This is a genomic window from Vibrio sp. OPT41 (genome assembly GCF_015163595.1).
In the GTDB taxonomy this organism is placed as follows: domain Bacteria; phylum Pseudomonadota; class Gammaproteobacteria; order Enterobacterales; family Vibrionaceae; genus Vibrio; species Vibrio alginolyticus.
Genome location: NZ_JADDYH010000016.1, coordinates 1 through 13655 on the forward strand (window position 1 = coordinate 1; position 13655 = coordinate 13655).

Annotated in this window: 12 protein-coding genes and 1 pseudogene; 9 read left to right on the forward strand and 4 right to left on the reverse strand. The window is 41.0% G+C overall.

Features of this window, described 5'->3' with window-relative positions; all coding sequences use genetic code 11:
* Nucleotides 1-1094: 1094 nt before the first annotated feature.
* Both IQP38_RS08780 and IQP38_RS08785 read right to left on the reverse strand, forming a co-directional pair.
* Nucleotides 1095-1649, reverse strand: a complete 555-nt coding sequence (locus IQP38_RS08780) for a hypothetical protein (protein WP_193837504.1) — start codon at nucleotides 1647-1649, stop codon at nucleotides 1095-1097.
* A gap of 345 nt (nucleotides 1650-1994) precedes the next feature.
* Nucleotides 1995-3512: a hypothetical protein gene (locus tag IQP38_RS08785; protein WP_228010031.1), complete on the reverse strand. Its 1518-nt coding sequence runs from the start codon at nucleotides 3510-3512 to the stop codon at nucleotides 1995-1997.
* Between the two features lie 434 nt (nucleotides 3513-3946).
* Between IQP38_RS08785 and IQP38_RS08790 the strand changes: the two genes are divergently transcribed.
* From IQP38_RS08790 to IQP38_RS08830, 9 genes and pseudogenes are all read left to right on the forward strand, one after another.
* A complete protein-coding gene (locus IQP38_RS08790) occupies nucleotides 3947-5803 on the forward strand; it encodes an ATP-dependent nuclease (RefSeq protein WP_193837506.1) in 1857 nt (618 codons plus the stop codon).
* The gene (locus IQP38_RS08795) at nucleotides 5796-7652 is read left to right on the forward strand and encodes a UvrD-helicase domain-containing protein (protein ID WP_193837507.1); all 1857 of its coding nucleotides are present in this window, start codon (nucleotides 5796-5798) and stop codon (nucleotides 7650-7652) included. The genes IQP38_RS08790 and IQP38_RS08795 overlap by 8 nt, the downstream gene beginning before the upstream one ends.
* A gap of 342 nt (nucleotides 7653-7994) precedes the next feature.
* Nucleotides 7995-8162, forward strand: a pseudogene (locus IQP38_RS08800) (JAB domain-containing protein); the annotation flags it as partial.
* 302 nt (nucleotides 8163-8464) lie between these two features.
* Nucleotides 8465-8701 carry a 50S ribosomal protein L28 gene (gene rpmB, locus IQP38_RS08805; protein ID WP_005384783.1) on the forward strand — a complete coding sequence of 79 codons (237 nt, stop codon included), beginning with the start codon at nucleotides 8465-8467 and terminating at the stop codon, nucleotides 8699-8701.
* Between the two features lie 13 nt (nucleotides 8702-8714).
* The gene (rpmG, locus tag IQP38_RS08810) at nucleotides 8715-8885 is read left to right on the forward strand and encodes a 50S ribosomal protein L33 (RefSeq protein ID WP_004410866.1); all 171 of its coding nucleotides are present in this window, start codon (nucleotides 8715-8717) and stop codon (nucleotides 8883-8885) included.
* 273 nt (nucleotides 8886-9158) lie between these two features.
* Nucleotides 9159-9635 (forward strand): hypothetical protein, encoded by a 477-nt coding sequence (locus IQP38_RS08815; RefSeq protein WP_031777180.1) that lies wholly within the window; start codon nucleotides 9159-9161, stop codon nucleotides 9633-9635.
* A 102-nt stretch (nucleotides 9636-9737) separates the two neighbouring features.
* Nucleotides 9738-10547 (forward strand): bifunctional DNA-formamidopyrimidine glycosylase/DNA-(apurinic or apyrimidinic site) lyase, encoded by an 810-nt coding sequence (gene mutM, locus IQP38_RS08820; protein ID WP_064368909.1) that lies wholly within the window; start codon nucleotides 9738-9740, stop codon nucleotides 10545-10547.
* Between the two features lie 86 nt (nucleotides 10548-10633).
* The gene (coaD, locus tag IQP38_RS08825) at nucleotides 10634-11116 is read left to right on the forward strand and encodes a pantetheine-phosphate adenylyltransferase (RefSeq protein ID WP_017820709.1); all 483 of its coding nucleotides are present in this window, start codon (nucleotides 10634-10636) and stop codon (nucleotides 11114-11116) included.
* Nucleotides 11103-12038, forward strand: a complete 936-nt coding sequence (locus IQP38_RS08830; protein WP_017820710.1) for a glycosyl transferase family 90 — start codon at nucleotides 11103-11105, stop codon at nucleotides 12036-12038. The genes coaD and IQP38_RS08830 overlap by 14 nt, the downstream gene beginning before the upstream one ends.
* A 31-nt stretch (nucleotides 12039-12069) precedes the next feature.
* Here IQP38_RS08830 and IQP38_RS08835 read toward each other — a convergent pair whose 3' ends face one another.
* Both IQP38_RS08835 and IQP38_RS08840 read right to left on the reverse strand, forming a co-directional pair.
* On the reverse strand, nucleotides 12070-12858 hold the full coding sequence (locus tag IQP38_RS08835; protein ID WP_054701158.1) for a glycosyltransferase family 2 protein: 789 nt from the start codon (nucleotides 12856-12858) through the stop codon (nucleotides 12070-12072).
* Entirely contained in the window at nucleotides 12855-13622 is a 768-nt protein-coding gene (locus IQP38_RS08840; protein ID WP_005395793.1) for a glycosyltransferase family 2 protein, read from the reverse strand. The genes IQP38_RS08835 and IQP38_RS08840 overlap by 4 nt, the downstream gene beginning before the upstream one ends.
* Nucleotides 13623-13655: the final 33 nt, after the last annotated feature.

The following is a 13655-nucleotide window of genomic DNA, read 5'->3' on the forward strand; positions in this document are numbered from 1 at the left end:
TCAAGAGTTCTTCCCATACCATAGATATCAGAACGTGCTGCAACATCTTCCTGAGAAAGACCTGCTTCAGTTCTAGAACCAATGAGGAATTCTATAAGTTGTTTGTTGATGTTTTCGTTGCTCATACTCTGTACCTGCTAATCAGCAAAGCGTTATTGCTTGCAGATTTTAAGACGTTTTTGTCTAGAACAAGGTCAATATAGAGCCCTAGATAAGAACTGTCAATAGATTAGACCATTTTGTCTATGTAAAATGCACATTATCAGTAAAGCATTAAAATTTAGTGACTTATAACTCTGATCACTTTTTCTTATCTGATAAAAAACTCATTAATTGGGTAGGTAGCCCTTGTCATAGAGCAATCTGAATAGTCACCAGTATCGTAGCCACTTTTAGCATTACCCAAAATAGGCCAATTTATGACAAAAGAAATGAGTCCTGATTCTTGTGCTAGAAAGGATTTGGGGCACTTCTGAGTTACGAAGTGCCAACTGTGAAGGTTCTGGGTATAAACGATTTAGAATTAATACCCTACAATGTTTCTATCAGATTAGGAAAAGTATGTTGATTCCTTAATGGTTTGTTATGCACGATCAATTAGTTACTGATAAACGAATAATAGTTCCTATAATTGATACTGCCAAAGCCAAGATTGAAAGCCAAATTGAAATATTAAATTTCCTTTCTTGTTTACGCATATCTATCAACATGAGCAAATGGTTGTAGCACTGAAACTACTGTTTTGAGTAATCGCTATTTACATCATAGGGATTGCGGGTCCCATTAGATGATACGATCTTGGGGTAGTATTCGTAGAGTTGTCTCAGCATCCCTTTAAGTTCTCTGTGCGACGATTCAGCTGTCTCAGGTTCAAAAAACCTACATTTGAAGTTATTTACATCTTTTATATTCGCCATTCAGTACAACCTATTTGATTTGAACCCATTAGTGCAGAACGCCCGCAACACCGGACAAATTGAAGCGCAGCGAAAATTTGTTCCGAGTGCTTGCGCTTGTTAACACTCATTGGATTGATTTACCAAGCTTTATGAATAATGCCATGTAAGTAAACTGAATTTCTTCTATCAATTTTCTCACTTTTTCAGAATGCTTATCGCCCCAATTAGTATCGTCCTATTCAACAACACCTGTACATTCTGAAATGCAGTTTGTAGTTTGATTAGCTCCATTGACATATTAGCGTCGGCTAAAATACTTACATATGCTGACACCCTAGCTAGGGCAGAGTCAGCTTCAACCTGAAGCTTTACATCCGCAAAGAATCTATCGCGTATCATCTGGTCGAATAGTTTTTTATTGAATGAATCGCCAGAGCTGCACATTGAGTAGTACGCTTTTATAAGCGATAACGTATTGCTGTAGATTGGCTCTAGCTCTTTGACTACTCGATCGATAATATCCTTTTTAATTTCAGCAACCCGCTTTCCATCTTCAAAACGATGAGTCTCTCGCTGTAGGCTTAAGTCTTTGTCGCTCTGTAATTCAGCTACTTTTATTGATATTTCCTTAGCATTCTTATTTCCCAAGTAACCAAATATAGCTCCTAAAACTGCTACAAAGTATGGCCCGGATACCTTGACGAGTTCAATGAATCCGTTACCTATCAATTTCCAAAATTCTACATCCAAGGTGCATGGCTCCTTTGAGTGTTAACAGTGTTTTTTCAGACGACAATGTCCGTATTTTTCCAAGGTCAAATATGGATACATCTAATGTAACTATCTGGTTTAACGATTAAATACTAGAAGGACTTAGATAAATGTGGATCATGTCGTCATAATGAGATTAATCATGCCACTTTCAGGTTGATAGTCAACTTAACACATATTTTGCATGTGTTATGAAAAGAAGAAATGTCCAGCTTTGGGTGATGGTTATAAATTGAAATGGGGCAGAATCTATTAAGGGTAGCCAGTCAGATCTAATCACATCGTGGAAACGAAACTGGCAGATTGCATTCAGACTAATACAAATCATAGCTCCCCAACTTTCCGCAAGGGATGATCATAAAAGCATTTGAGGTATGTATTGCGAAGCTCCTTATCATCACACTTATCAACCTCAGCCTTAACCCGCATAGCATCAAGAAAATCAATCTCATACTTGTTTAGAGTGCATTTAGCATTATTCAATAAAGCTATTGACTCATCACTGAAGCGGCCTGTTGTCCATATCTCAAAGCGTAGTTTTTTACCCTTCCAATCACTATGTGCCTTTGCATATTTGTTTAGGATTGGTACCCTCTGTTGGAGCCACTTTTTTACTTCCTCATGCTCAACGACACCGCCTGCGCGGTGTCCTTTACACTCAATAAAAAAAATCTCACCATTTCCTTCAGATATGACATCAGCTTCAGCGGAGCCAGAGTCGGTTTTACACTTTTCATTGATTCTTATTCGATGAGATTGTTGAATTTTTGGGATGAGTGTTGCGGTGAAGTACTCAAACAGTGCTCCCCGTAAATTCCCAGCAGCACCTTCTATCTTACCTAGAGAGTCAAACAAAACGTTAAACTTTTCAGGCTCTAAAGTAGCTGTTTTAGCTGCTTCATCCAACGTTTTAATTAGGTTCTTTAACCCCTTGGCAATTTCTTTCCCAAACAAATTTTCCACCGTTGAAGGCATAACTCCAGCTTCTTTCGCCGCTTGGAATGCATCAGATTGAAAGTCATCAGCTACAAAAAAATGTAGCGTTCTACCCACCCGTTTTAATCCTCTTAGAGCCTTACACTTTCTGATAAACGGCTCTATTCCACTAAGTCCGACTTTACCTCCTAGGTACACATCACATGTAAAAAATCCCGGATTTATCTCGGAATTAGAACCTCTCTTAAAATCAGTTAAACCTGACACATAGGAAGGCCCTGCTATATCCCACGCGATAGTGCTAACTTGCGGTAAATCATAACCATCTCTATCAACTAGCTTTTTGTAACTGACCATTCCTATGTTCTTTGCCCAGTTAGAAATAGCTTTAATAAGAATATTCTCAGCCAATAAACGAGCTTGTTGTTCTGCTACGAGCCAACTCTGGTCTTCATGTTCAAGCAAGGTGACACAGCGCCCCAAACCATCAAAGTGCTTTTGGGTAAGTACACCTATAGACTCTAACCTCTTTAAAACTTCATCTGGGGATAGATGTTTTTTCTGCTTTAAAGGAGAACCACAACAAATTAGAAAATGCTTGTAAGGTATGGGGCCGCCCCTTTGTATCAACGCAGAAATAGCAAACCAGTAAGCTGAATTAGTGTCTTTAAATGCTCGATACAAAGCGTTCCAGTAGAAAGGAGAGCGATAATCTTTTCGTAGATAAATGAACCTCGCATTCCGCGCGAATTTAATCCCGCTCAATCGATGCATATCAGGGCAGCCACGGGATACTTGCTTTCTCGCTGCATCGGAAGATAAACCAAACCTTTCAACAAGCTTTTTGTTTAAATCAGAGCTAAGGGAAGGTCCTTCTTCTTTTAAGATCATTTCTACTTTGTTCATGTCACACTGCGCTATATATACTTCCATTATTATGGATAGTAGTTGTCTTTTCCTTCTTTGTACACAATCCCTTATATTAGAGTGACTTGCGAGTGATAAGTTATAGTTAATTTCTCGTCGTGTCACAGTCCTTATCTAAAGTACTCTCTATCAACTGATGTTTTGAGCTTCAAATAGCACTCGACTTCAATACTTAAAAGCAATACTCCATATAAGATTGCCCTAGTTTATTTAGTGATCAACCACGCACCGATATGTTGATTTTTACACAATTAGAACCTTGTTTATTTGATAGTTGACCATTCACAGTGGTCACGTGACGTGATTCAAGTATTGAGATATGAACTAAATGGTATATTTACAGATTTACCTAGAGTTGTTCTAGATGCGCCTGCCTAGGTTATTCCTAGCTAAATTAAATTGGATGACAACATATGTATCTTTCAGAGTTAAAAATAAAAAACTTTAGACAATTCAATGATTTTTCTCTGTCCTTTAACAAGGGGCTAAACTTGCTTGTTGGTGAAAACAACGCAGGTAAGAGTTCGGTAATCGATGCCATCAGACTTACACTTGATACGACGTCTGCTGAATGGGTAAGCTTGAAAGATACTGATTTTCATCATGGAACAGATGAGTTAAGCATTACCCTTAAATTTGAGAACTTGTCTTCGAGCGAGCTGGGAGTATTTCTGGAGCATTTAACTAATGAAGAGACTGGATCACGACATGACCGAGCAATATTAGTTGTAAACCTCAAGGCTAAACTAGCACTAAATCCTTTCAAGAAAACTCGATTTATTAAGACTGAATTTCGCTCAGGACTTAATGGTGGAGGGCCTACGATTGATAGAGATATACGAGAATATCTTGCTGCAACTTATCTGAAGCCTCTTCGAGATGCGGAAACTGAACTATCAGCAGGAAGATCTTCAAGACTTTCACAAATTCTTGGTGGTAGTTCTAGTGTGGCTGGTGACCCTATTGCAACGGAGCGTATTATTCAGTTATTGACCGAAGCAAGTAGAGCTATTCAGTCAGATAGTGCTATTCAGGCTACTCAGGCGAATATTACTAAGTTAGTAAACTCCTTAACATTCAGACCAAATGTATTTGCACCAGTTTTGAACCTTCTAGGAAGCCAAGACTATGGTGACATGAACGATTCAGAGAGAGCTTTGGCACTCAAAACCATCCTAGAAAAATTATCCCTTGAACTGGATGCTACGGGTGTTAGGCATGGTCTTGGATACAGTAGTTTACTTTTTATGGCTGCAGAATTGATGCTGATTAACCAAGAGGAAAGCCACTACTCTCTGTTACTAGTTGAGGAACCAGAAGCTCACCTTCACCCCCAACTACAACTGAAGTTCATTAACTACCTTCGAACCGAAAATAGTAATTTGCAGTGCATTTTATCCACCCATAGTCCTGTACTTGCGTCCAAGGCTCCACTGGAGAGTTTGATTTTGATGCAAAAAGGACAAGCGTTTCCGTTAAGGAAGGGATGCACAGCTCTTGAGGAGGGTGATTACATTTTTCTAGAAAAGTTTTTAGATTCCACGAAAGCGAATATGTTTTTTGCTACAGGTGTACTTTTGGTTGAGGGGATTGCTGAAGTTGTACTAATCCCTCAAATCGCGAAGTTGCTAGGTCGACCTTTAGAGGATTACGGTGTATCACTAGTTAGTGTTAACGGCTTATCGAGAAAGCGTTACGCAAAAGTTTATCGTTCTGGTTCTATAGAAGGCGCAAAGCCATTACCAATTAAAGTTGCGTGTATTACAGATTTGGATTTGTGGCCTAGTGAAGCTGAAGATACTGGAGAGGAAGGTTGTATTGGGTTTAAAAAGAAGATGGAGCCTAGTGATAGAAAACGAGGCAACCTTGACTATTGGCTTAATGAATTGACGGATGATCAGATAGAGGGGAAAAAAGCGAAGAAATCCGAATGTGATGGAGAAAATGTTCAAACCTTTATTTCTAATGAATGGACTTTTGAGTTTTGTCTAGCCAAGTATGGGCTCAGCGAGGAACTATATGAAGCAATCAGAGGTAACCTCGATGGTTATGACGCATTAAGCTCTAATAATCAGGAAAGAGCGGTACAGATATATAGCTTTATAGAGGGCGGGAAAAGTGAAGTGAGTTACTCGCTGGCTAACTTGCTATCTCGTTATGAAGGGCGTGCAGAAGAGCTAAAAGCAAAGCTACCACCTTACATTATCGATGCAATTGAATATGTAACAGAACCATTCATCAGTGAAGAGGAGCTTTCGCAAGATGATTGATATAAGCAATGAAGACATCAATGCGGTTGAAAGCACTCTCGGTTTAACTTTCGACGAAACAAGAAGACGAATCATCTCCACCTATGATGATGTTCAAGCGTGCCCCGGCAGTGGTAAAACAACTTTAGTGGCAGCTAAGTTAATGATACTTGCCAAAAAGTGGAAATCAGGCCATCAGGGGATATGTGTATTAACTCATACGAATGTTGCCAAAGAAGAAATAATTGATCGGCTGAATGCGAGTTCTGATGGACGAAAATTACTCTTTTTTCCACACTTCATCGGAACAATACAAGAATTCGTGAATAAATTCTTAGCAATACCTTATCTACGCTCAAATGGATTTACAGTGACTCATATCGATGATGATATATGTAACAGCAAAGGTTGGAGTCTACTGGATATTGGTACGAAACGTTACCTTGAGCAACGTCATATATCTTCCTTGGATAAATTGCAATACAGGCTCGTTGATGAGCGACTAGTCCTAGGCGTCCCTGGTTTTAATTCAGCATCTCCCTCACGCAGTTATAAAAATTTGGAGTCGGTGAAAGCGACTCTATTAGAGTTAGGTTACTTTTATTTTCATGAGATGTATGCATTCGCAGAGCATTATTTACTAAGCAATCCATCGATATATCCTGCTATAAGGTCGCGCTTTCCATATGTATTTATAGATGAAATGCAAGATACGCAAAAATTCCAAGATGAACTTCTCAACAAGTTATTTGATGTTGAAAGCGTTTTATTTCAAAGGTTTGGTGATCCTGATCAAGCGATCTACAGTGGTGATCAAGAGGAGAATGAGTCTTACAATCGAATTGAATTAAGTAAAGTCGAAAATAGTCATCGATTTACTAATTCTGTAGCAGTTTTGGCAAAAAACCTCAGTTACAACCGCATTAACTTACAAGCTCCTGCTGATGCTTCAGAAAATACGTTTCACACCATCTTTTTAGTTGATGAGAACTCACGGTATGCTGTTTTCGAAAAATTTGCTGAATTATGTGTGCAAGCTGTCCCTGAAAACTGTAAACGCAAAATAAAAACAGTGGGCGCTGTTGGGACTAGAAAGGAGGGGGGATTGACGATTTGCAACTATCTTGATTCTTTTGATAAGTCTAGCTCGGCAAGTGCCTTTAAACCAAGCAAGCTTATTCATTACCTCTACGAAGGACGTCGACACAAAGACTACCACGTATCATATCGCTTAATTTTAGATGGCATATCTAGGCTCGGTCGAAAGGCTGGTGCTGAGTTGCTGCACCAAGAAGGTAATATTGCCTACTCTGTGAATGCTATTCGTAGGTATTTGAAGGAGTTCAATCATACTCTCGATTTTAACCTGGTTGCCATGGGGTTAATTACCAATGACCTTAATGCTCAAAACTGGAGAAGTGCGATTGAACATTTTTGCGAGATTTTAGCTTTAACCATCCCCGCTGGTCTTGAGGAATTCATTTCCTTTGATTCTGATAGATTAGAGGAAGACAATACCGAACAGGGTCACCGTCTAAATACGGTTTATACAAATGTCTCGGGACGAGTGATTGAAAATGAAGTCACAACGATTCATGCCGTAAAGGGAGAAACACACGCAGCTACACTAGTTTTAGAAACCAAGTTTCATCAGAAAGATATTGCAACACTAGTTCAGTACATCCTTAATGAGGATAGAAATAAACCTAGAGGAGCTCGTAAAATTAAGTTTATGAAACAGTTGTATGTAGCACTTACAAGACCTGAGCATTTACTTTGTTTAGCAATGGACAAATCTGACTTTCCGTCTTCGTTGGTTAGCGTAAGAGAACATGCGGGTTGGAAAATACGCGATCTTACTTTGGAGTAAAAAAGTGCGTAATTTTCAGATCGGGTCTGAATTAGCACGGTTTATCTGAAGAGAATAACTCTTTTTTTGGCGCTGACTCATTTCTGTGTCCTCCAGTTTGTTACTCGGGATTATGTCGTATGTAGCAAAGGAGTAGTGATGAGGAAGAGTGCTTTCTCGTATTATAGAGCTCTGACTAGTATCCAATCATCGAGATTTGGTTTGGTCCAATTAATGGGATAGTTGAGAAGTATGAGAGAGTTTTCTCAGGTTTTGGTTAGAGAAAGGGCTTTTGTTGAGGAAGCTGTGAATCCATTGAGGTTACTGACTTCTCTCAGAATTCATAAATACAAAAATTAATTCTTGTTGGCGCACAATCATCCTTCAGGCGTCGCTGAGCCGAGCCAAGCTGACAGAAGGATTACAAGGCGTCTCATCGACGCATTAGCATTGGTGGATATTCGTATTTTGGACCATTTCGTCATCGGAGATGGGGAAAGTGTCTCTTTTGCTGAAAGAGGCTGGATATAACTGTGCGTTTTTTAGGTTGTTAGTTGCTAAAAATCTGCTATCATCCACGCCACTAAATTTTTAACTGAATTCAGCTTGGACTGCTAAAAAAATCTGCTGTCTAAAAAAAGATCACGAAAACCTGTAAAAAGGATCTGTTCGGGTCTTGAGCAATGCATATCAAGTTAGTATAATGCGCGACCTTTGATAGCCTTGTATGGATTTTCCATAGCGGTTCTTAACCTCTAACTTCTTTTCGAGAGATAGAGAGGTTCGGCCACCAAGGTTGATATCGAGCTGAAACGATTTTGGAGAAGACATTCATGTCACGAGTATGCCAAGTAACTGGTAAGCGTCCAGTAACGGGTAACAACCGTTCACACGCACGAAATGCTACTAAGCGTCGTTTTCTGCCGAACCTACAAACTCATCGTTTCTGGGTAGAGAGCGAAAAACGTTTTGTTAAACTACGTCTATCTGCTAAAGGTATGCGCATCATCGACAAGAAAGGTATTGATACTGTTCTTGCAGACATGCGTGCACGTGGCGAAAACGTTTAAGAGGAAATAAGCAATGGCAAAGAAAGGCGTTCGTGAGAAAATCCGTCTAGTATCTTCTGCAGGTACAGGCCACTTCTACACAACTGATAAGAACAAGCGTAACATGCCAGGCAAATTTGAGATCAAAAAGTTTGATCCAGTAGTTCGCCAGCACGTTATGTACAAAGAAGCAAAAATCAAATAATTGGTTTCAGTCTCTTTGATGAATTGAAAAACCCAACTTTCGAGTTGGGTTTTTTATTACGTGAATAAAAGTGCTGAAGAAAAGGTTCAGTACGTCATCGGGTTATAAAGCACTGCTGAAGTTATTCTACTGGTCCGACTCTATACTCTAATTTTTGATTGATCGCCTCTGCCGCTTAGTTACAACTTCCCTACACACTTGCACATCGTTGTTCTAGTCAAGCTCAATACTCTTTGGTAATTTACTCATAACGATAAGAGAGTAGAGATGGTTATGCGTGTGAGTCCGGCTCGTCGCCGCCGATGGAACAATATTCTTATTCTGGGCATTATCGCATTTATAGTGATCTTAAATGCGCCGATGTGGATCAAAACTTACCTATTAACAGATCAAGCAGACCCTTACCCAAATGTACTTCGCTCCGACTATACGGTGGAGTCTTTGTACTATAGTGGCTGGGAGTTCGAGCTGCATGATGGACGGTGGCAATCCAACATCAAAGTTGATGCACCGATCAGTGAACTTGTATCACGCTGGCAATCATTGGAAGGGACCGAGCTCACCTCAGAACAGTACGATCATTTAAAACCTAACCTGACGGTACCTGAAACGGTAGAAGTTTGGTATCAGGATCTCGAAGAGCCGCAGCGGGTGACTTTCTTTCGTTTACCTGATTTTTGGCTATTTAAAACCTGGCAAGACAAATGGGTCGCTATCTCCGTCGATGAAAACTACCTTATGCCAGAGTAGAGCCTTTTTGCGCCTATACCCCTAATAAGCTTCCCTATTTATCGTTTTTCTTTTCGATTATGCTAGCAGCGAGAACTATTAGCCGGTGAATTGGAGAATCTAATGCCTGAGTTGCCAGAAGTTGAAGTGAGCCGTATGGGGATTAGCCCCCACATGGTTGGACAAACGATCCAGTCGTTTACTTTTCGAACGCCTAAATTGCGCTGGGATATTCCTACAGAGCTTAAAAAATTGGAAGGGCAGGTGATCCGTGCGATTAGCCGTCGTGCGAAATACTTACTGATCGAGACAAACACAGGTACAGCCATTGTTCACTTGGGCATGTCTGGGTCTTTACGTGTCCTAGATGCCGACTTTCCGCCAGCAAAGCACGATCATGTGGATCTCAAACTAAGCAGTGGAAAAATACTGCGTTATAACGATCCGCGTCGTTTTGGGGCATGGCTGTGGTGTGCTCCTGGCGAGTCACATGCTGTGCTAGCAAACATGGGGCCTGAGCCTTTAACTGAAGAGTTCAATGCGGAATATGTAGCGGAGAAAGCTAAAAATAAGCGTGTCGCCGTCAAGCAGTTCATCATGGACAACAAAGTCGTGGTTGGTGTTGGGAACATCTACGCGAATGAGTCGTTGTTTAAATCTCGAATTCACCCTTCAAGGCCCGCAGTTAAGTTGACTTCTCAAGAGTGGGGGTTACTTGTTGAAAATATCAAAATGACACTTGAGATTGCCATTACGCAAGGTGGGACTACGCTGAAAGATTTTGCGCAAGCCGATGGAAAGCCGGGTTACTTTGCACAAGAGTTATTGGTTTACGGAAAAGCCGGAGAGCCATGCCCAGAGTGCGGCGAACGACTTCAAGAGCTAAAGATTGGCCAACGTAATACCTTCTTTTGTAGTGAGTGTCAGAAGTAAGTCGAGCTATTATCGAGCTTAAGTTGTTGTAATCTTGCGTTCGAGCCTCAATAATTCAATCAGTTTCGAATAACTTAGTAAATTATATGAAAGTCATTTATCCGGGCACTTTTGATCCAGTGACTAATGGTCACCTCAATCTAATAGAACGTACTCACGAAATGTTTGATGAGGTTGTGATTGGCGTAGCCGCAAGCCCATCGAAGAACACTATGTTTTCATTGGAAGAGCGCGTTGCACTGATGCAGGACGTTGTAGCGCATTTACCTGGTGTGACGGTAAAGGGGTTCTCCGGGTTATTAGTGGATTTCGCGAGAAATGAGAAAGCTAAGGTTCTTATTCGTGGTTTACGAACAACGGTAGACTTTGAATACGAGTTTGGACTGACCAACATGTACCGAAAGCTATTACCAGGAATCGAGAGCGTATTTTTAACTCCTGAAGAAGAGTTTGCGTTTTTATCGTCGACTATCGTGAGAGAAGTAGCGATTCATGGCGGAAGTATCGAACAATTCGTTCCCAAGCCAGTAGCCATCGCGATTGGGGAAAAACTGAATGAAAGACAGTAAGTTCCCTTATTATTTCTCAAACGCTCTCTCGATACTTATCCCTCGCTTTGTATATCGAGCACAAGCCAAGCGTTTACTTTCGAATCTGACCGAGGCAGAGCTGCAACGCTGTCTTGAGCGGGTGAACTATTACAATAAGTGTGAAACGCCGTTTTCAGTCGATAGCCGAGAACAAAGTTACTCGACCATCGATACATTCAAAAAAACGAAAGGCTGGACGTATTTTTTCGATCTTCGCCAAGTTGTACGCTATTTCCCTTCCAGTTTTGCGTTTAACTACATCAACGGCGATGTTACACACATCCCCAATGTACCGAGCTTTATAAAAAGCCGCCCTATTTTTGGTAACAACCAAAATTCAGTGGTGTTGAAACTTAATCAAGTTCGTCATTTTAAATTTATTGACGATCCTGTTCGCTATCAAGATAAAAAGGACATGGTAGCGTGGCGCGGCGTGGGTTTTCAGCCGCATCGTAAAAAGGTGATTCATGCGTTTTACAACCATCCGCAATGCAATATTGGCCAGACCCGCCCGGTAGAAGGGAAACCATGGGAAAAGGGCTTTATGAGTATTGAAGAGCAACTGCAGTATAAGTTTTTGCTCTGTATAGAAGGCAATGATGTGGCCACCAACCTTAAGTGGGCTATGTCGTCTAACTCCTTGGTTATTATGTCAAAGCCAAAATATGAGACTTGGTTTATGGAAGGTAAGTTAGAGGCAGGCGTCCACTATGTTGAAGTGAAGGATGACTATTCGGATTTGCCCGAAAAGATGGATTATTACCTAGCGAATGAGCAAGAAGCATTAGCGATCATTGAAAATGCGCACCAGTGGGTTGAGCAGTTCAAAGATAAGCGTAAAGAGCGTTTGATCTCATTGATGGTTGCCGATAAGTACTTCGCTTTATCTCAGCAACAATAAAAAAGGGGCGAAACGCCCCTTTTTTATCATCTTAAGCTTCTAGAAATTGATCAACACCATTCTCACAGCGTTTAAGCTTGTTTTTAATGGTGTTCTCTAAAATCTCGTCATTTTGTCCGAGTGACGCGCGCGAGTTTTCTACGTGGTACAAGTGGTAGCCTACACCTGCGAATTTTAGGTAAAGACGTGACTTACCCGCATTCAACATGCGATGAACAAACTCGCTGTCTTCGCGTCCCCATCCAACAAAATCTTGGTTGAAGCCATTCACCTCGATGACATCTTGTCGCCAAAACGCCATGTTGCAACCGCGAGTGGCTTTATCGTTATTGCGCTCGTAAGAGAACCATTTCGATAGCAAAGCGTTGGTGATGCAGTTTTTACGATTGCGAATGCCTTTGCTGAAGATAGAAGGTACTAAGCCGTTTTCCATGATGGCCTTGCTGCAGTTTTCATCCGTTAACACACGTCCACCCTGCACAAACCAATTTGGCTTTGCGACTTGCTTATGTGATTCAATAAACGTTTGGGACAGCACCATGTCGCCATCAATCATGATGAGGTAGTCACCTGATGCTTTGGCGATCGCACGGTTGCGGCTCATTGAAAGCTGAAAGCCATTATCCTCGTGCCAACTATGAATCAGTGGAACCGGAAAACCTTCACGCATTTGGTCAACCATTGCTTTGGTGTCTTCTCGAGAGCCATCATCTGCAACAATTACTTCGTCAGGCAAAACGGTTTGACGTTTCACGCTTTCTAACACCGCTTTTAATGCTTCTTTCCAGTTGTAAGTGGTGATAATTAAAGTCGTTTTCATGATTTTTTTGCCTGTTCACGTAAGTAGAGATCGATATATTTTACAAAAGTAGAGTGCATGCTTAGCCAAGCTAGAATGAAGCCATGCTTGCCATCAAGGAAGCCTCGTTTGAGAACATACATCTTCAAAAAGCTAGCAAGAGCGTGAACGATAGCGGTCGTTAAACCCGCTTTCTTTTTACCTTCACGTTCATCCGTCCAGGCCTTAAGGTAGCCAGTGGTTTTATTGATGTAATGATGAAGGTGCTCGTAAGTGTAGTGATGCAGTCGACCATCCAGTTTTTCAGTTTGATAGTTTTTCTCATCAACTTTTTCATGAACGAGCGAATCATTATATTGTGTATATTCGGTGCGATATAAGCGCACAATCCAGTCTGGAGACCAACCAGAATGGTAGATGAACTTACCAAACGCTGAGCTTAGTCGATTAAGTTTGTATAAAACGTTCGGCTTATTGGCTGATACCGCGTGTAAGATACTTTCTTTTAGCTCTGGAGTGACTTGTTCGTCCGCATCAAGCCACAAAACGTAGTCTGCCGTAACGTATTGCTGCGCCAGTTGGCGCTGTTTACCGAATCCTGGCCAATCTAGGTTGGTGTAAAACTTATCTGTGTATTGTCGGGCGATTTCTTCAGTGCGATCAGTGCTGCCCGAGTCTAGAAGGACAATCTCATCGACCCAATCTTTTACTGTGTCTAGACAAGCTTGTAAGTGCTTCTCTTCATTTTTTACAATTAAGGCAACGGCTAAGGTTGGTTTGGACAAGGTCATTTCCTTCTTAACAAATCAAGACAGTAA